This is a genomic window from Mucilaginibacter sp. SJ (genome assembly GCF_028993635.1).
Taxonomy (GTDB): domain Bacteria; phylum Bacteroidota; class Bacteroidia; order Sphingobacteriales; family Sphingobacteriaceae; genus Mucilaginibacter.
In genome coordinates, this window is the sequence record NZ_CP118631.1 from 177,826 (window position 1) to 195,173 (window position 17,348).

Genomic DNA, 17,348 nt, shown 5'->3' on the forward strand with positions numbered 1-17,348 from the left:
GTAGGATATTATTGACCTTTTACCTGGTTATAAGCCCCTTTTTACTATTTGCTGATGATCCGGGCGCGCCGTGTGATGACAGCGACCCGCTGGATAATAATTGTCCGCTGGATAGCTGGATTATTTATATATTCATATTAGTTCTTATTCTCACAGCTGTCCGCCTGTACAAAAAGCAGCATGCCTTCGGTCGTTAACGCACGGGGATACTGAGCAGGCCATAAAATGTCGGGGAATAAAGACATTATATAAACATTTAGACAACATATCAAATGTTCGGCTTGGCAACGATTCGCAAACTTCGTTTATATACGCTGTGTATTATTATGCATGGCGTCCTGGTTTGCCTTGGAGATATAATTATCAGTACTTCTGCATGCCGTGCCCAAACCAGTAGCATAAATGTGCAGCTTAAAAATCTTGATAAAGCAAAACATGATACTGATAAAGTAAAGATTTATTACTCTATTTCAAGGTTGTATTGGAACAGGAATGCCGACAGTGCGCTGCTGATGGCACAAAAATCCCTTGATCTTGCAAAAAAAATCCATTATGAAAAAGGTATTGCACTGGGGTACCTGGCGGAAGGGGTTGCTCTCGGATATAAAGGTAACTGGCCCGGAGCCCTTAACAGCCATCTGCAGTGCCTGCGCATAAGTGAAAAGCTGGGCATGGAAGGATTATCAGGAAATGAATATAATAATATTGCCGGCCTGTATACCTCAATGGAAGATTATTCAAAAGCGCTTTATTACAGTCAGAAGGCTTATAAGATAGCTATGAAGCAAAACGACCCCGCGCATGAAGGAACGTTTAGCCCGTTGGTGAACATTGGCGAGATATTTAAGAAAAAAGGATTGCCAGACTCGGCAATTGCTTATAACTTAAAGGCTTTGGTTATAGCAAAAAAGGTAAAGGACCCGGTTTTTACTGCCGCCGCAATGTACAATATTGCCGAAAATTATATTACGAAGAAAGAATACCGGCTTGCCGAGGGCTATTTAAATAAAGCGCTTGATATTGCGCAAAAAGCAGGCGACGACGAAGATGTAGCTTACTGCCATACCGGGCTGGCGCTTACATCTTATTATACAGGTAAATACAATTCAAGTATGCTGTATGCACAAAAAGGGCTTGACGAAAGCAGGAGATCAGGCATTGTTGAACTTATTCAAACCGCCTATAACGTATTATACTTAACTCATCAAAAAATGGGTAATTACGAGCAGGCCCTATATTACCGGAACCTTGAAGTTGCTTTAAATGATAGCTTGAAAACCGATCAAAGACTGAAAACTATCAGGAACATGCAATCTGCTTATGAGCTGGAAAAAAAGGAACGGCAAATTGACCTGTTAAATAAAAATAAAATTATAGGTCAGAAAGAGCTGGAAAAAGTGAGTCTGAAGCGAGATATTTTAACTGCGGGCACCATACTTTTATTATTGCTCGCATTTATTCTGCTCAGAAATTATATGCAAAAAAGGAAGCTCAGCGAGCAGCTGGCTCTGCAAAATAAGAACATATCTGAGCAAAATCTTCACCTCGAAGAACTTGTGCACGTAAAGGACCGCCTGTTTTCAATTATCGGACACGATTTAAGGGGACCGATCCATACCATCAGTCATATGATGGATATAGTAAAGGAAAAAAGCCTGTCGGAAGAAGAAAGCGATTATTGGATTGAAAAAATAGATGAGACCCTGATAATAACCTCCAGCTTAGTGGAAAACCTGCTATACTGGGCAAAAAGTCAGTTGGACGGAATCCAGCCCAATCCTGCCGGTTTTGATGTGCGAAAGTTAATTGATCAAAATGTTATGCTGCTGAAACAGCGGGCCGCTGAAAAGAAAGTGGTAGTAACAAGTGAGGAGATAGCTGAGCCCGTGATGGTATTTGGAGACGAAACCATGATTGATATTGTGATCAGGAACTTATTGGAGAATGCTGTAAAGTTTTCAAAAGCGGGTGATCATGTTACCGTAACCGCGGAAAAAAGTGAGACCTTTGCGATACTGAAGATCCGGGACAACGGGAAAGGTATCCCTGAAGAAGCTCAATCAAAAATATTTAACAAATATACCTCATATACCACTTTTGGCACAGCCAGTGAAAAGGGAAGCGGACTTGGGCTGTTATTATGTAAAGAGCTTGTAGAAAGAAACAATGGCACCATATGGTTTGAAAGTAAGGCCGGGATCGGAAGCACGTTCTATTTTACTGTGCCAATAGAAAACGAAGAGTTGGTTGCTGTTTAAAGGGGGCTTTAAACAGGTCGGAAGATGGGATGTCTCTTTATTTTTCAATAATCTTAAGATATCAGGGCATGATGTTTGTGTGAAAAGAGCTATGTTAAAACGTAGCTTTTAGAACTATAAATGATTGCCTCTTATCAGAAGAAAGTCCTGGTTGTTGATGATGATAAGGACATTCGTGAATTAATGCACCTGATCCTGGAAATGGAGGGATATGCGGTGACCGAACTGGATAATGGTCATGGCGTCCTTGAAGCTATACAGGCCTTACGACCGGATGTTGTGTTGCTGGATGTTATGCTGGGCGATATGGATGGCCGCGATATTTGTAAACATTTGAAGAATGACCCGGGTATGCAGGATATACCTATAATTATTGTTTCGGCAAGTCACGGGTTGCATACGATGCACGAGAAACAATGCGGCGCCAATGATTACCTGGCCAAGCCTTTTGATGTGAATGAGCTCGTTAATCATGTGCGCCATTTTGCCGCCTGACGGGAGTCAGGCCGTAAATCTCCGGCAGGGCCATGACCCTGCAGTTGCCATGGCGGCTTAAATATTTTTTTTTTTATAGCTGCCAGCAGGTTAATTAAGGTTGAAATTTCGGGAAGATTTTCGAGGTTACGAACGGTGCCGATCAGTTGCTCCTGCATCTCTGCGGAAACAATATTGTTGCTCAGCCGCCGAAATTTTTCAATCGTATCATCCCATGTAAACGGACGGGTAAAAAAGCCATGGTAATCTTCCTGTTCCCTGGTTAAGGTTTGGCCGTTTTTCAGGCCGATCTCCACCTTGGTTTTCATTTTATTAGGATAAGCAACGGTATAAGGATCAAGGATACCGGCAACTATCAGCGGTTGATGCAGCGGGAAACCCGTACTTACTTTCACTTTCTTTAGCAATCGCTGTACATCGTTATTTTTAATTCTTTCCGGCTCATATTGTTCGGGATAAACTTCGCCATCGAGCAGGAGCACTGCGGCAGCATAAAATAAACTGTGATCAGCCTGTTCCTTCGTTTCCACAATTTGCCGGTTGCCGTAAGCACCGGATCCTATAATGTGATATGCAGTTAAAAAGGTGGTCAGCTCAACGTTTTCAATCTCTTCCGGATTAACCTGCTGTTGTTTGCGCAGCTCGTCAAGGGCTTCCAGTGTGGCCTGTGCATGTACTTCTACATTATATTTCTTCAATACGCAGCGTGGTAGCAGTTCAAAGGTCTCACTATCCCAATCATAATCCAGCTTCATGCCAAACACATCATCAAAGCCCTTGGGGCCTTCAAAAATGGCCACCGGGCCGGTCATCCCTTCCCGGGCCAGGAAACAGATGTTAACGCAGTTCAGCGCATCCAGGGAAGATGCAAACCCCTTCCACTCATAGGTATATGATGCCCGGCTGCTTACCATCGGGCTTATTGAAGTGCCGGTAATGCCCAGTGCATGAGCTGTTTGTTCTTCAGTTAGGTTTAACAGGCGGGCAATTCCGGCTGTCATCGAGTAGCCTAAAAGCAAGGTATGGTCGATACCTTCTTTCATGACCGGGATTTCCAGTACGAGGCGGCATTCTATCTGGTAAGCCACGGCCATGGCAGCAAGGAAATCCTTACCTGATATCGGCCCAAACTGCGCTACTGCCAGCAGCGGGCCTATATTATCACTGGGATGGCAGGTAGCTTCTTTGCCCATAAAATTATCCATAAAATCCGGGTAACGGATAAGCGCTGTATACAATTGTGCCGCCCGGTCATAGGGTAAGTTTTCAATAAGCGGCACTTTGCATTTGCCGCCTTCGCCCATAACCTGCAATTGCCTCAATAATTTTTGGATGGCAGGTTTGTTACCAGCGTGGATCAGCGAGCCCAAAGCGTCAAGCAGATGGCGTTTCAGTTGTTCGACGGAGGCTTCACCGATGTCGTCATAGCGGGCATTAAGCGCGAAACGGGCGATCTTGAAATTCTGCAGCTCTTTTTCCATGATCTGCCTGTTAATTGCTGCGGCCGCGAAACAATGAGATAACCCAGATGATGACCGCGATAACGACGATTACCGCGAAAATGCCCACGGCAGCACCGGCTTTAAAAATACCGACAACGGCATCACAACTGCTCAATAACAGGCAAAGGCTTAAGAATAGTGGTGTAATTAACTTTTTCATAGACTGATAGTTTTATAATTAAAACTTAAAACAGCAAGCGATGTTTTAATTATCATTTAAAAGATATTTTTTCAGCGATTTTTTTAATTGTTAACCGATTTAAACCTATGAACGCATCACCCTGGTTTTGGAATACCAAAGCCGCCCTGCACTTGCCTGACCTTATTCCGGTATATAAAACCACAGCAGGCAGCTATGATTTTAAAATATATGACCTTGGCGACAGCTGCTGGCTGGTGGCCGGATGGCCAACTGACAATCAGATCGCTTTCCGGCTGGCTTATTCACCAAACGACCGGTTACAGATCGTACTAAAAGAAAGGAAAAACGATGTGCGGTTGAAGATTGGCTCGCAGTTGGGCGACTATGAAGTTATTTTGACGTTACCCACAGAAGACCGGCCCGTACTTCATCATACCACCAGGCTAACGCTGGCCTCCACCTTATTGTTCCCTTACTGGCCGCGCGACATTGTGCCGCTTGGTTCCGGGGGAGGTGAAAGCAGGGCCGAAGGAGAAATACATACCAGGCAGGTGGGTACACGTTCGGGACAGCTCTATTTTAGCATGAACCGGCCAAAAGCTGGTTCAGTATTATACCTGCAAAACTTAACCGCGTTGGCCGGTTACAACCAGCAAACCGAAACCTCCGCGGCGGACAGTGTAGGCGGCGAATGGCCTGAAATTGGCTTTGCCCTGCCGCCAACTATTAAAAATAAACCGCTGGCAGCAGGTAAAAGCTATACTTTGAGTGATGCCTTTATTGTTTTTTCGGAAGAAGTGCCTGCTGATGAGGCGGCTATGGTTCGGCAATATCTCAACCTGCTGGCTGAAGTTTACCTGGCTTTACCCAAACCGGCAACCAATTATACCCATTGGCCCGACATACTTGGCAAAGGGCTAAAGGACCTGATAGACAGCCCGGGCTGCTGGGTACAACTTGATGGTCATCATTATTTTAACGCCTATGTATCAGACTATGTCACTCCTCCCGAAATCATGGTGCAACTGGCGGTACTGCTTCCTTTACTTGATTATGTGGAATGGAGCGGCGCGGAACTGGAAGTAATGAAAAAAGTTAAAGCCGGCTTGCCATCATTTTATAGTGAAAAATACGGCACCATAATGCGCTGGCACCCAAAAGCAGCCGATACGCTGGAAGGTGAGGAGGAGCAAAAACAACCACTGGTTATGGATTCCTGGTACCTGCACCATCCTTTGTTAAACCTGTCTCGCCTTGCGCTGAAGGGCGATAAGGTTGCCAGGAAGCTGTTTTTGGATTCTTTGGAATTTTCGATACGGGTGGCGCATCATTTTAAGTACAAATGGCCGGTTTTTTATAAAGTAGATACCCTTGAAATAGTGAAAGCCGAAACGCAGCCAGGCAAAGGAGGTGAAAAGGATGTGCCGGGTTTATTTGCCCATGTCATGCTGCAGGCCTGGGAGCTTACGGGCGAAAAACGGTATTTAACCGAAGCGGAAAAAGCTGCTATGCATTTGCGCGGACAGGGTTTCGACCTGTTTTACCAGGCCAACAATACAGCCTTTTCAGCTGGTGCAATGCTGCGCTTATATAAAATCACCAAAAAAGAAATTTACCGCGAGCTTAGTTATCTGTGCCTGGCCGGTGTATTTAACAACGTGAAGCTTTGGGACTGTGATTATGGCTATGGGAAAAACTTTCCGACATTTTTTGCATTGTTCCCGCTTAATGATGCTCCTTATACGGCAGTATACGAAGAGCAGGAAGTGTTCTGCGCGCTGCATGACTACCTCCGCCACGCCCAAGATATTGAGATTTTACCATCAGTACGCCTCCTGATAACCGAATATGTCCGTTACCTTGTAGACCGTGCCGCTTATTATTACCCAACAATGCTTCCAAAAGAAATGCTCCAGGAAAAGCCCAAGATAGGCGAGGTTGATCCGAACCTGTGGATCGCGCTTGAGGATTTACACGATGGCTGGGAAAAATCAGGGCAGGTAGGCCAGGAAGTATATGGGGCAGGCAACGCTTTCGGGATCCTGCCGCGCCACTATATCCGAATACCCGATCAGCCTTTCATGATCTTCACTGATTACCCTGTTTACCGCTTTGCCGCCAGGAAGCAAGATTATCTTCATGTCCGCATGGCGGGCGATAATCGCATCGACTGCCGCCTGATGGTGGTTAAGAGCGGTCATGGTAAATTACCAGGGGTAGAAGTGCGTGTTAATCAGAAGCCTATCGACGGAAAAAAAATTAAAGGCGGCCACTTTGAATATTTAATACCCGGCAATGCCGAAATCACTATTAGCTGGAAATAACATGAAAAAGAAAATCAATTACTTTGAGCGGTTCTCTAACTGGGCCACCGCAGCAACGGGCAGTTCGGCCGCTTTTATTATAGCTGCGTCCACCATAGTGCTATGGGCTGTTACCGGGCCGGTATTTCACTACTCGGAAACCTGGCAGCTTATTATCAATACCGGCACAACCATCGTTACTTTTTTAATGGTTTTCCTTATCCAGAAGGCGCAGAACAAGGATTCTAAAGCTGTCCATTTAAAACTGAATGAATTGCTGGCCTCTCATGAAGGTACCAGTAACAGGATGGTTAATATTGAGGACCTGAGTGAAGAGGAGCTGGATCACCTGTACAAATTTTACATCCGTTTGTCCGAACTGGCACAAAAAGAAAGTGACCTTACCAAAACACATTCTATTGATGCCGCGCGGGTAAATCAACAAAATAAATCAAAACGTTATACCAGGAATAATAAGAATTCAGGGTAACCTAATGCCTGGAACCGGCTCATCAATTATTGAGATTATGATAAGCAAAATAAGATTTTTGATCATCATCGGGTTTGTTGCAGCGGGCATTTGGCTGGTGGTAAGGCATCGTTCGGCCCAAAACGTCAAACCCGGAGTTGTCTGCAGCGGGCTTTTAAAAAATTGAGTTATGGAAAAGTTATTGATCACCGTTTTTGGAGAGGGGAAGGACCTGAATGCGCTGCAAATGAGCAGCCGCGGCGTTGTTATCTTTTTTATCGCGCTTATACTGATCCGCATTTCGGGGCGCCGGTCTTTTGGGTTGCGTACCCCGTTGGATAATATCGTCAGTATTTCGCTTGGGGCTGTTATGAGCAGGGCGGTGGTTGGCGCCTCGGCTTTTGTGCCGGTTATTGTTTGCTGCTTTGTGATCGTTCTGCTACACCGGCTGCTGGGCTGGCTTATTGCACGTAACAGTCCTTTAGTTAGTTGGGTAGAAGGGGAGAAGATCCCGCTTTTTCGTGGCGGCCGGTTTGATGAAGACCGGATGAAACGGGCACTGGTTTGCCGTGAAGATGTGATGCAGGGTGTACGCAAATCTGCACTTACTGAAGATTTAGAAAAGATAGACAAGGTGTATATGGAACGGAATGGCGATATCAGCGCCATTAAAAAATGATATGTATGGATTGGCATATAGGATGTTCAGGGTTTTACTATCGTCACTGGAAAAATACTTTTTACCCGGAAGGGTTGGCGCAAAAACGCTGGTTTGAGTTTTACGCCGGGCAATTCCGTACCCTGGAATTAAATGTGACCTTTTACCGTTTTCCGCAATTATCCATGCTGCGTACCTGGTATGAAAAAGCGCCGGCTGAGTTTCGCTTCGCGGTGAAAGCCCCCAAGGCTATTACCCATTTTAAGCAGTTTCACGGAACCGTGGATATGATCACGAGTTTTTATGATACCATTCGCGATGGTTTACAGGAAAAGTTAGGGCCTGTATTGTTCCAGTTCCCGCCGCGTTTTCATTATGATGAAGAACGTTTGGCACGCGTGTTGGCGCAATTGGATCCCAACTTTAGTAATGTATTGGAATTCAGGCATCCGGGCTGGTGGCAGGAAGATGTTTATTCACGGCTTAGGGAGCGTGGTGTTTCTTTTTGCGGTATGAGCCATCCCGAACTGCCGGATGAGCCTGTTGTAACCGGCCCTGTGGTGTATTATCGTTTTCACGGTGTTCCGGATTTATACCGCTCATCTTATAGTGATGCTCAATTACGGAAATTTGCCGATGAGATTAATTCAAAACCGGAAGTCCGGGAAGCATGGTGTTATTTTAACAATGACGCGGCAGTGGCAGCTATTCCCAACGCAAAGTCCCTGCTGCAATTTTCGGTTAAGCACTAAAATAAAAGGTTAATAAATAGGGCGGCGAAAGCCGCCCTAACAATCGGTTTGTTTTATTCTGTTTCCGCTGCTGCGGCTTCATTTACATAGTTTTCAGCTACCTGGGTTAACAGTGCATCGGCATTTTTCTCCTCGGCCAGGGTTTCCTCAAGCAGGCTTTGCGCTTCGCTATAGCCTAATGTACCGGCCAGCGTGCGCAAGGTGCCGTATGACGCGATTTCATAATGCTCCACTTTCTGTGCCGCTGAAATGATCGCTACGTCGCGTACTTCGGTACCTTTGTCGGTATCTGACAGCAATTCTGTCGCTTCATTCAGCAAACCTTCCATGGCCAGGCATTTTTTAGCCGAAGCTTTCTCACCAATAGATTCGAATACGCTTTCCAGTCGCGTTACATGGTTTTTGGTTTCTTCCAGGTGGGTGGTGATGGTTTGCTTCAGATCTTCTGAGGTAGCTCCCTTGATCAATTTGGGCAGAGCGGTGGCCAAATGCTTCTCGGCCCAATAAAGGTCCTTGATCTCGTCGATGAATAGTTCTTTCAGCACGCTCTCGGCTTCCGGACTGCGACTGGCCGCTGCTGCGGTCTTTTTGTTGTTTTTTGTTGCCATAGTAGATATATGTTGATGATAATTAAATTGAGTTAGCCCCCTGATCAGCATCTCCGCGGTAGCCTGGATGGTTTGCTGAATAATTTCTTCGCATGATCCCTGAAATACTTTTCGAAAACTGAGGTGCCTGTCATGGATCAGCGCATAAACAAACATAGTTCCAACCGGTTTTTCCGGGGTTTCGCTGCCACCGGGTGTAGTGAGCCCGGTAACGGTTACCTGTATGTCGGATGGGATAAGATGTGCCAGGCGGTATGCCATTTCCCTCGTCACCTCCATCGACTCTGGTGTAAACTGATCAATCAATCCCTTCGGTACTCCTAACAGGGATACTTTGAGATCGGCATTATAGCAGGCGATCCCGCCCTTGAGCACCTGGCCGGATTCGTCGGTAAGTGCAAACTCCGAACAAAGCCAGCCGGCCGTAGCGCTTTCGGCAAAAGCAATGGTCATCCCCTGTTGAGCTATCAGTTTACTACATTCTTTAATCTTATTTTCTGCCATGATTACTTGATCCAGGCCTGTCGATTACAGACTCTATAAAAACCTCCGGAAATACGGTTTTGTTTTGTTGTAATTTATTATTTTAATAATAAATTAAGGTTTGGAGGATGGCACTGATAGAGAAATGTGCACCGCAAACAAACTCATCGGCTGCACCATAATAGATGGTTAAACGGTCGCCATTGGCAATATGGCCATTAGTGAAAACAACGTAACCGAAAAAGCCGCTAAGTTCATAAGCCTCGGTTGGCACCATGATCGGGTCACCACTTCGGGCGATAACTTTTGACGGATTGTTAATATCCATTAAGAAAGCCCCAAGGCAATAACGGTGCTCGGCATTGGCACCATGATATATCTCCAGCCAGCCACGTTCCGTACGGATAGGTGCCGCGCCGGCGCCAACGCGGCCGCTGTCCCACATTCCGGGCCGGGTTTTTATCAGGCATTGATGATTGCCCCATTGCCGGCTGTCTGATGACTCTGCCAGCCAGATATAGTTGCCGCCAATTTCTTTGCTGCTTGGCCGGTGCAAGCAGTAGTATTTTCCTTCGATCTTTTTTTCAAAAATTGCACAATCCTTATTATGTGGCGGCAGGATCATTCCGCCGCTTTCAAAATGCCGCCAATTGGTGGTTGTTAGCAGGCCCACGCCTACGCCGCTGTCTGATACGGCGGTATAGGTGAGGTAATAAGTGTCATTTATCTGCGTAACCCGGCAATCCTCTATACCAAAACGTTCCAGGTATCCCTTTCCGAATAAGGGTGGATAACCTTCCTGCTCAGTAAAACGGATCCCGTCGTCACTGGCCAGTAAACGCAAATGTGAAACTGTGGTGAGATAATCCAGGCCCTTGTAGTTAATGACCCGGGCGTCGGTGGCGATCAGGTCGGGGTCGTTAAGCGGCACTTTAATGATTTCGGTATTGCCCGTGGCATCCAGGGCAGGAAAAAATAAAACTCCTTCCTCCTGCATAACACCTTCGGCTACCCTTACAATAAGCCAGGTTTTACCGCCGTAGCTAAAAACGCCGGGATTAAGCAGGCTGATAATTTGTAAACCCTCGCGGCTGGGAGCAAGATCTTTTGGCAGCAGCAAAGGGTTTTCGGGAAAGCGTTGTGCCAGGTCTTTCATATCTCTTCCCCGCTAACCCAGGCTTTGGCCTCTTCCAATTGATCGGGTGAAAAACCGCGCGACTTGCCCGGTATCATAAACCGGAAGAGGTCCGTAAACCATTCCACACCTTTCTGGTCGGTTACTACCGCAATGCGGTGCCAGTTGGTAAAGTTCGTTAGCCCAAGTTTGAGGTCGTCCCACCAGGCCGCCAGCGTGAAATTCTGCACGCCTGTTCCCAATACCAATAAATAGTTGATTTCACCCTGGCGGTTTTTGAGTTCCTCTATCTTGGGTATCAGTACGGTCTCCATATCGTTACGGGTTACTTCGCCGCTGGCATAAATCCCTGCCACATGCTGCGGAAGGTTATTAATTATTTGTAGCATAACTTGTTGTTTTTTGCAAGATGTGATAACCAATGCCGGCGAAAACCGCGAACACAATATGTGCGGGTACCAGTTGCAGATAATATTTTTTAAAGTTGAGGAATGGAGGCAACGGGTGCATTTTAAAGGTCGTTTTCCAAACAGCTACAGCTAACAGCCCGCTTAGCCCACCCAGCCAAAGATTTGTTTTGAGGTCGGGTTTTAATTTACCACGGTGCCATAGTTCTACATAAACGAGCGTAAACAGCAGGCCTACGCTATAATGCCCCAACCAGCCCAAAGCCTGGCTTTGTTGTTTATCTAATTTAGGGATCAGGCGACCGGTTAGCTGCCCAAGGCGCTCTGGTTCGCTGAAGTTTTCACCGTCGGCCAGCGATACAAGATAGCTGAACAGCGTCATGAAGGTAGTGCCGGTGACTCCCGAAATAAAGATTTCTTTAGTTTTCATCATCGCTTATCCTGGTAAGCCCCCTGGTTGCGGGCCCGGTTAATACATTGCCATCAATATCGTAGCGCGCGCCATGGCAAGGGCAGTCCCAACTCTTTTCTTCGCTGTTCCAACTAACAACGCAGGCGGCGTGAGTACATACGGGATTCAGGGCATGTATGGTGCCGTCGTCATCGCGGTAAGCGGCGATTTTGTTTCCATCTACTTCCACCACTTTGCCGGTACCAGGTTTTAACCTGTTCAGCGAGTCGGTGCTTTTAATATTCAAACGGTCAGCTACAAAGTGGTAGGCTACATCGGCGTTTTCTTTTACAAATTCGCTAAACCCGTCTATCGGTTTTATTCTACCCGGATTAAACAGTTTTGCATATTTGCTGCCTTTGCCACTTACCAGGTCGGCAAGGATTTGGGCGGCAACGCTTCCGAGCATCATGCCGTTGCCATTATAACCGGTTGCGCAATAAATACCATTAGCAGCCAAAGGCATCCGGCCGATATAAGGAAGGCCATCTACGGGTACATAATACTGGCTTGACCACCGGTATTTCACCGATGACACCTGATAATATTTACGTGCATATTGTTCAAGATCGCCAAAAGCTTTCTGCGGCTTCTCGTGCCCTGTTTTATGATCCAGCCCGCCAATCAATAATAATTCCTGCCCGTCTATTACATGTGTCCGCACATAATGGTAAGGTTCCTGGCAGTCATAAATAAGCCCGTCAGGATATTTTCCGCTATGGAGTTTAACGGCCAATACGTAACTGCGGTAAGGTGCGCACTCGAAATTGAGTACATTTACATTCGGCGGCATGTGAGTGGCATAGATCATATTTTTTGCCCGGATCTTATTTTCACCGGCCTGCACGATATGTATTTCATCTTCAGTGACTATTTTTCCAACAAGCGTATTTTCTAATAACATGCCGCCGGCTTCCAAATAAGCCTTTTGTAATCCTTTTAAATATTTTATGGGGTGAAATTGTGCCTGGCCATCGAAAGCCAAAGCTTTTTGAAAAGGAACAGGTGTCGGTACTTCGTCTGTATATTTTACAGGAACACCAACTTTGGTTGCGCCCTGGTATATGTCATCCAGTATTTTGACTTCATCTTCATTTTCGGCATACAGGTAACCGGTTTTTGGTTCATAATCGCATTTGATGCCATAGATATCGATATTGGTTTTAATCAGTTCGAACCCCTCATTGATCGCATCTGCAAAACCCTGGGCGCCCGCCTCGCCAAAGGCGCTTTCAGCTTCACTGTAAGTAGTATCGGCAAAAGTATTGATATGCGCGCTGGTGCCGCCGGTTGTGCCAAAACCGGTATTATGCGCTTCTGTAATAATGGTAACCTTGCCTGCTTTTTGTAATAACAGCGCTGCCGTCATACCGGTAATTCCGGCGCCAACAATGAGGCAATCATATATTTTATCTTCAGGCTTAACCCTGGCTGCCGAACTGCTGAGAGACTGCCAGGGGCTATTCCTGGTACCATCTCGTTTGAAATTGATTAATGTCATTGCATAGATTTTGTATCATTAAATACAGTGCAAATGCGTAATGGTTTCTTTTGAGGAATATTTTTAATTATTTAATTAAATTATGAGAGGGCGTAGCCGATATAATCAACTTTTCGCGGGGACGTGCTGTTAAGGGTTATCCAAACGATTGGGAACGAATGATTTGAACAGGTTTGTATGGCTTATCACATTTATGCCAACTATTTATGCAGATGTTTGTTAAGCCAATCATGCAACAAGAAACTACTAAAACACGGTACAGTGATACCGAATTAAATGAATTCAGAACATTGATCAAAGAAAAGATTGGCGTGGCACGCGAAGAGCTGCAGGAACTGGTGGGTACGCTCAGCGCTTCAAATACTAACGGGGACGATGCCGCAATTGCGGGCAAGACGCTTGAAGATGGTTCGGCAACTTTTGAAAAGGAACAGATCAATCAGTTGGCTGCCCGCCAGAAAAAATTTATCGAGCAGCTTGAAGCCGCGCTGATGCGTATTGAAAACAGGACTTATGGCATTTGCCGTTCTACCGGTAAACTGATACCAAGGGAACGCCTGCTTGCTGTTCCGCACACTACCCAAAGCATGGAAGCCAAACTGAAACAGGCATGAGTTCGGCATTTGTAAAAGAGGGGGAGGCCGGGCATCTTAAAGATGTTGCACCGAATATAGGCGCACTGCTTTTTTTTCTGCGTGTGGAAAATAACGGTACTATTATCCGTGATGAGAAAATCTACTTTAGTCAAAAATATGGTCGTGACGTTTATGAAATGAGTGACGGCCTGGCCTATGCCCTTGACGATGACAATCATTGGTATATCATACTTGATCTATGAAAGGAACTTTTTTTGGAGGTACCAGCGGCTTACAGATCGACAGGCCCAGGCGGGATTTTCCCCCTGAATACAGCCATTTGTCGCGGTTGGGTTACTATGCTTTGCGTGAAAACAGCATCGAGATCAACAGCTCTTTTTATAAAACCCCGCAAGCAAAAACCGTAGCCCGGTGGGCAACGGAAGTAACCGAGGGGTTTCGTTTCACTTTCAAGCTGTGGCAGGGGATCACACACCAAAAAAGCTTGTTTTTCAATGAGGAAGATGTTACCCGTTTTATGCAGGCTATCCATTTGCCGGAAACTGAGCGGGGTTGCCTGCTTGTTCAGTTTCCGCCCGGCCTGCAGGCGGGCGCTCTTCCTCAACTAACGGAATTGCTGGAGGCTCTTAAACCTTATAACTGGCCTATGGCCATCGAATTTCGTCACCCGTCCTGGTACAGGGATGAAGTTTTTGAACTTTTAAACTGGTACCAGGCAGCAATGGTACTGCAGGATATGCCCAAATCGGCCACGCCTATGGAAATCACCGCCGATGAATTAGTTTACCTGCGCTTTCATGGCCCATCAGGCAATTATAAAGGAAGTTACAGTGAAAGTTTTCTTTCTGAATATGCATCTTATATCAATGAATTGCAGCAGGAAGGCAAAACAGTTTACGTTTACTTCAACAATACCGCCGGGGCAGCACTGGAAAATCTTCAGTTATTGAAACGGCTTCTCGTTTAAGCAAAAATCCTGGTAGCTTAAACCTGCCCAAACGCTTTATCGAAATCGCTAATCTGTATATATTTATTAGTGTTATAAATACAATTAATTTTTTAATTTCTATTTTTCGATATAAATTATTTCTTATCTTGTCGCCGTTATAGCCTAAAATAATTACTTCCTGGCAAGATTACTGCTTAGGATGTTATAAACGTAAACAACAATCTGAATCGATTAATTTTACCTCATTCAATTAAATGTATTTTATACGCTTATAATTCTGTGAATGCGCGATGCCGGATACGGAAGATTTTTGGATGAGCTTAGCTGGGAATTCACAACTGAAGGCCGTCGCGGGTAAGGCAAGAAGTTGTTACAAATTCTAACTTAAAGCAGCGTATAGGTTACTAACAACAATAAATAAAGCGCGGGATGGCGGGTTGGCCGCTACTGCTTTTGAACTAATATATCATCAGGATGAAAAAAAGATTACTTATTGCATTATCATTTTATTGCGGCGTTGCTTACGCGCAAACTAAAGATTACCCCATTAAGCCGGTATCATTTACCAATGTAAAGCTTAATGATCAGTTTTGGACCTCGCGTATTGAAACCAATCGTACGGTCACCATCCCGGCATCATTTGCCCGGTGCGAGAATACCGGTAGGGTTAAAAATTTTGAAATGGCGGCCGCCCGCAGTGGTAAGTTTTGTACTAAGTTTCCTTTTGATGATACGGATATTTATAAAACCATTGAAGGCGCATCTTACTCTATGGCTGTTCATCCGGATGCAAAGCTGGATGCCTATGTCGATTCATTGATTACGATAGTAGGGAAAGCGCAGGAGCCGGACGGATATCTTTATACTGCCCGTACTATTGACCCATTGCATCCGCACGCATGGTCGGGCCCGGAGCGTTGGGTAAAAGAGAACGAACTGAGCCACGAGCTGTATAACTCCGGCCATATGTTTGAAGCTGCGGCCGCACATTACCTGGCTACCAACAAGCGCAATTTTTTAGATATCGCCCTTAAGAATGCCGATCTGCTGGTTAAAACTTTCGGGCCGGGTAAAAGACATGTAGCGCCCGGCCATGAGATTGTGGAGATGGGCCTGGTACGCCTGTACCGCATCACCGGTAAAAAAGAATATCTCGACCTTGCTAAATTTTTTATTGACGAAAGGGGACACCGCGCCTATGATAAAACCAGTACCGACGAATGGAAGAACGGTATGTACTGGCAGGATAATGAACCTGTTATAGCCCAGGAAGATGCCGAAGGCCACGCCGTAAGGGCAATGTACCTGTACTCGGGCATGGCCGATGTTGCCGCTTTAACCGGCGATAAGGAATACATTACCGCCATTGATAAGATCTGGAACAACATGGTTGGCAAAAAGATCTACGTGCAGGGTGGCATCGGAGCAGTACCGGGCGGTGAACGTTTTGGAGCCGATTATGAGCTGCCAAATACTACCGCTTATAATGAAACCTGTGCAGCAATAGGCGATGTGTTCTGGAACCAGAGGATGTTTCTGCTGCACGGCGAGTCGAAATATATTGATGTGATGGAAAAGGTTTTATACAACGGGTTAATTTCGGGTGTTGGGCTGGATGGCAAGACATTCTTCTACACCAATGCCATGCAGGTAACCAATGGGGTTACACATCATGAGCTTGAGCCCGAGCGTTCTGGCTGGTTTGAATGCTCATGCTGCCCAACCAATATGGCGCGTTTTCTGCCCTCACTGTCAGGCTATATGTATGCCCAAAAGAATAATAGTGTATTTGTAAACCTGTTTATTGCCGGTGCAGCCAATATGGAGGTAGGTAATAAAAAAATAAGCATTGTTCAAAGCAATAATTACCCATGGAATGGTGCCCTGTCGTTTGCCGTAACACCGGAGGCGCCAACTAATTTTGCTATGCACATCCGGATCCCGGGCTGGGCAAGGGCAGAGGCGATCCCGTTTGATTTGTATACTTTCCAGAATAAATCGGCCGCAAAAATCAGCCTGAAACTAAACGGCAAAGCGGTTGCTTATAAAGTTGAAAACGGCTACGCTGTAATTAACAGGCAATGGAAAAAAGGGGATAACATCCAATTAAACCTGCCGATGGAAGTTAAAAAGGTTATTGCCAATAAAGCATTGGTTGATGATAAAGGTAAAACAGCCCTGCAACGCGGCCCGATCATATACTGCGCCGAGTGGAAAGATAACGGCGGAACGGTGAGCCATTTAGCAATCCCTGCAAATGCGACTTTTAAACCTGTAGCCGAACCCAACCTGTTAAATGGCGTAACTGTTTTAAAAGGAGAGATCCTAAGTAAAACAAAAGGTGAAGCTGCTAAAAAGGTAGAGCTTACGGCCATTCCTTATTATTCATGGGCAAACCGTGGTAAAGGCGAAATGACCGTTTGGTTTCCGGAAGTAAATGCCGCTGCCAAATAAATATATGAAGCCTCAGCAACGCTCCCGCAATAATTAAGATGGTTTAGGGGTACTCAAATTCAGCATTCCCGTACTTATTTTATTATTTGCCGAAGCATTGCTGAGGCTTTTCCACTGCAGGCATAATGCCAGCCTGTTCATCAAATATCCCCGATGACCCTAACTATTGGATGATCGATAAATAT

The 17,348-nt window shown here is 45.6% G+C and carries 17 protein-coding genes; 10 read left to right on the top strand and 7 right to left on the bottom strand.

What is annotated here, in order from left to right:
* The first annotated feature begins 281 nt into the window (after positions 1-281).
* Entirely contained in the window at positions 282-2,258 is a 1,977-nt protein-coding gene (locus MusilaSJ_RS00700) for a tetratricopeptide repeat-containing sensor histidine kinase (RefSeq protein WP_274988159.1), read from the top strand.
* 120 nt (positions 2,259-2,378) lie between these two features.
* A complete protein-coding gene (locus MusilaSJ_RS00705) occupies positions 2,379-2,753 on the top strand; it encodes a response regulator (protein WP_274988160.1) in 375 nt (124 codons plus the stop codon).
* On the opposite strand, the gene MusilaSJ_RS00710 is transcribed toward MusilaSJ_RS00705, so the two are convergent.
* Together MusilaSJ_RS00710 and MusilaSJ_RS00715 are read right to left on the bottom strand one after the other, a co-directional pair.
* Positions 2,729-4,234, bottom strand: coding sequence for an MmgE/PrpD family protein (locus MusilaSJ_RS00710; RefSeq protein ID WP_274988161.1), 1,506 nt, complete (start codon positions 4,232-4,234; stop codon positions 2,729-2,731). The two genes, MusilaSJ_RS00705 and MusilaSJ_RS00710, sit on opposite strands and share 25 nt — an antisense overlap.
* Positions 4,235-4,244: 10 nt before the next feature.
* Positions 4,245-4,415, bottom strand: coding sequence for a hypothetical protein (locus MusilaSJ_RS00715; RefSeq protein WP_175489925.1), 171 nt, complete (start codon positions 4,413-4,415; stop codon positions 4,245-4,247).
* 107 nt (positions 4,416-4,522) lie between these two features.
* Here MusilaSJ_RS00715 and MusilaSJ_RS00720 point away from each other — a divergent pair, with 107 nt between their 5' ends.
* The 4 genes from MusilaSJ_RS00720 to MusilaSJ_RS00735 all read left to right on the top strand — a co-directional run bounded on the left by MusilaSJ_RS00720 (position 4,523) and on the right by MusilaSJ_RS00735 (position 8,579).
* Complete coding sequence (locus MusilaSJ_RS00720; RefSeq protein WP_274988162.1) at positions 4,523-6,721, top strand: hypothetical protein; 2,199 nt, start codon at positions 4,523-4,525, stop codon at positions 6,719-6,721.
* A 1-nt stretch (position 6,722) separates the two neighbouring features.
* Complete coding sequence (locus tag MusilaSJ_RS00725) at positions 6,723-7,190, top strand: low affinity iron permease family protein (RefSeq protein ID WP_274988163.1); 468 nt, start codon at positions 6,723-6,725, stop codon at positions 7,188-7,190.
* Between the two features lie 169 nt (positions 7,191-7,359).
* Complete coding sequence (locus tag MusilaSJ_RS00730; RefSeq protein ID WP_274988164.1) at positions 7,360-7,848, top strand: DUF421 domain-containing protein; 489 nt, start codon at positions 7,360-7,362, stop codon at positions 7,846-7,848.
* 5 nt (positions 7,849-7,853) lie between these two features.
* Positions 7,854-8,579: a DUF72 domain-containing protein gene (locus tag MusilaSJ_RS00735; RefSeq protein WP_274988165.1), complete on the top strand. Its 726-nt coding sequence runs from the start codon at positions 7,854-7,856 to the stop codon at positions 8,577-8,579.
* 53 nt (positions 8,580-8,632) lie between these two features.
* Here the strand turns inward: MusilaSJ_RS00735 and MusilaSJ_RS00740 are convergent, their stop codons facing one another.
* The 5 genes from MusilaSJ_RS00740 to MusilaSJ_RS00760 all read right to left on the bottom strand — a co-directional run bounded on the left by MusilaSJ_RS00740 (position 8,633) and on the right by MusilaSJ_RS00760 (position 13,164).
* The gene (locus MusilaSJ_RS00740) at positions 8,633-9,691 is read right to left on the bottom strand and encodes a DUF892 family protein (RefSeq protein WP_274988166.1); all 1,059 of its coding nucleotides are present in this window, start codon (positions 9,689-9,691) and stop codon (positions 8,633-8,635) included.
* 82 nt (positions 9,692-9,773) lie between these two features.
* The gene (locus MusilaSJ_RS00745; protein WP_274988167.1) at positions 9,774-10,826 is read right to left on the bottom strand and encodes a glycoside hydrolase family 130 protein; all 1,053 of its coding nucleotides are present in this window, start codon (positions 10,824-10,826) and stop codon (positions 9,774-9,776) included.
* Positions 10,823-11,194 carry a SpoIIAA family protein gene (locus MusilaSJ_RS00750; RefSeq protein ID WP_274988168.1) on the bottom strand — a complete coding sequence of 124 codons (372 nt, stop codon included), beginning with the start codon at positions 11,192-11,194 and terminating at the stop codon, positions 10,823-10,825. Before MusilaSJ_RS00750 ends, MusilaSJ_RS00745 begins: the two co-directional genes overlap by 4 nt.
* Positions 11,178-11,645 (bottom strand): hypothetical protein, encoded by a 468-nt coding sequence (locus tag MusilaSJ_RS00755; protein ID WP_274988169.1) that lies wholly within the window; start codon positions 11,643-11,645, stop codon positions 11,178-11,180. Before MusilaSJ_RS00755 ends, MusilaSJ_RS00750 begins: the two co-directional genes overlap by 17 nt.
* The gene (locus tag MusilaSJ_RS00760) at positions 11,632-13,164 is read right to left on the bottom strand and encodes an FAD-dependent oxidoreductase (RefSeq protein ID WP_274988170.1); all 1,533 of its coding nucleotides are present in this window, start codon (positions 13,162-13,164) and stop codon (positions 11,632-11,634) included. The genes MusilaSJ_RS00755 and MusilaSJ_RS00760 overlap by 14 nt, the downstream gene beginning before the upstream one ends.
* A gap of 230 nt (positions 13,165-13,394) precedes the next feature.
* On the opposite strand from MusilaSJ_RS00760, the gene MusilaSJ_RS00765 reads away from it, so the two are divergent.
* The 4 genes from MusilaSJ_RS00765 to MusilaSJ_RS00780 all read left to right on the top strand — a co-directional run bounded on the left by MusilaSJ_RS00765 (position 13,395) and on the right by MusilaSJ_RS00780 (position 17,163).
* Positions 13,395-13,778, top strand: a complete 384-nt coding sequence (locus MusilaSJ_RS00765) for a TraR/DksA family transcriptional regulator (protein WP_274988171.1) — start codon at positions 13,395-13,397, stop codon at positions 13,776-13,778.
* The gene (locus MusilaSJ_RS00770) at positions 13,775-14,002 is read left to right on the top strand and encodes a hypothetical protein (RefSeq protein WP_274988172.1); all 228 of its coding nucleotides are present in this window, start codon (positions 13,775-13,777) and stop codon (positions 14,000-14,002) included. The genes MusilaSJ_RS00765 and MusilaSJ_RS00770 overlap by 4 nt, the downstream gene beginning before the upstream one ends.
* The gene (locus MusilaSJ_RS00775; protein ID WP_274988173.1) at positions 13,999-14,727 is read left to right on the top strand and encodes a DUF72 domain-containing protein; all 729 of its coding nucleotides are present in this window, start codon (positions 13,999-14,001) and stop codon (positions 14,725-14,727) included. The genes MusilaSJ_RS00770 and MusilaSJ_RS00775 overlap by 4 nt, the downstream gene beginning before the upstream one ends.
* A gap of 456 nt (positions 14,728-15,183) precedes the next feature.
* Complete coding sequence (locus MusilaSJ_RS00780) at positions 15,184-17,163, top strand: glycoside hydrolase family 127 protein (protein WP_274988174.1); 1,980 nt, start codon at positions 15,184-15,186, stop codon at positions 17,161-17,163.
* The last annotated feature ends 185 nt before the right edge of the window (positions 17,164-17,348 follow it).

Coding starts and splice junctions, on each gene's coding strand:
- MusilaSJ_RS00705 (WP_274988160.1), top strand. CDS start 2,379: ATGATTGCCTCTTATCAGAAGAAAGTCCTGGTTGTTGATGATGATAAG.
- MusilaSJ_RS00710 (WP_274988161.1), bottom strand. CDS start 4,234: ATGGAAAAAGAGCTGCAGAATTTCAAGATCGCCCGTTTCGCGCTTAAT.
- MusilaSJ_RS00715 (WP_175489925.1), bottom strand. CDS start 4,415: ATGAAAAAGTTAATTACACCACTATTCTTAAGCCTTTGCCTGTTATTG.
- MusilaSJ_RS00720 (WP_274988162.1), top strand. CDS start 4,523: ATGAACGCATCACCCTGGTTTTGGAATACCAAAGCCGCCCTGCACTTG.
- MusilaSJ_RS00725 (WP_274988163.1), top strand. CDS start 6,723: ATGAAAAAGAAAATCAATTACTTTGAGCGGTTCTCTAACTGGGCCACC.
- MusilaSJ_RS00730 (WP_274988164.1), top strand. CDS start 7,360: ATGGAAAAGTTATTGATCACCGTTTTTGGAGAGGGGAAGGACCTGAAT.
- MusilaSJ_RS00735 (WP_274988165.1), top strand. CDS start 7,854: ATGGATTGGCATATAGGATGTTCAGGGTTTTACTATCGTCACTGGAAA.
- MusilaSJ_RS00740 (WP_274988166.1), bottom strand. CDS start 9,691: ATGGCAGAAAATAAGATTAAAGAATGTAGTAAACTGATAGCTCAACAG.
- MusilaSJ_RS00745 (WP_274988167.1), bottom strand. CDS start 10,826: ATGAAAGACCTGGCACAACGCTTTCCCGAAAACCCTTTGCTGCTGCCA.
- MusilaSJ_RS00750 (WP_274988168.1), bottom strand. CDS start 11,194: ATGCTACAAATAATTAATAACCTTCCGCAGCATGTGGCAGGGATTTAT.
- MusilaSJ_RS00755 (WP_274988169.1), bottom strand. CDS start 11,645: ATGATGAAAACTAAAGAAATCTTTATTTCGGGAGTCACCGGCACTACC.
- MusilaSJ_RS00760 (WP_274988170.1), bottom strand. CDS start 13,164: ATGACATTAATCAATTTCAAACGAGATGGTACCAGGAATAGCCCCTGG.
- MusilaSJ_RS00765 (WP_274988171.1), top strand. CDS start 13,395: ATGCAACAAGAAACTACTAAAACACGGTACAGTGATACCGAATTAAAT.
- MusilaSJ_RS00770 (WP_274988172.1), top strand. CDS start 13,775: ATGAGTTCGGCATTTGTAAAAGAGGGGGAGGCCGGGCATCTTAAAGAT.
- MusilaSJ_RS00775 (WP_274988173.1), top strand. CDS start 13,999: ATGAAAGGAACTTTTTTTGGAGGTACCAGCGGCTTACAGATCGACAGG.
- MusilaSJ_RS00780 (WP_274988174.1), top strand. CDS start 15,184: ATGAAAAAAAGATTACTTATTGCATTATCATTTTATTGCGGCGTTGCT.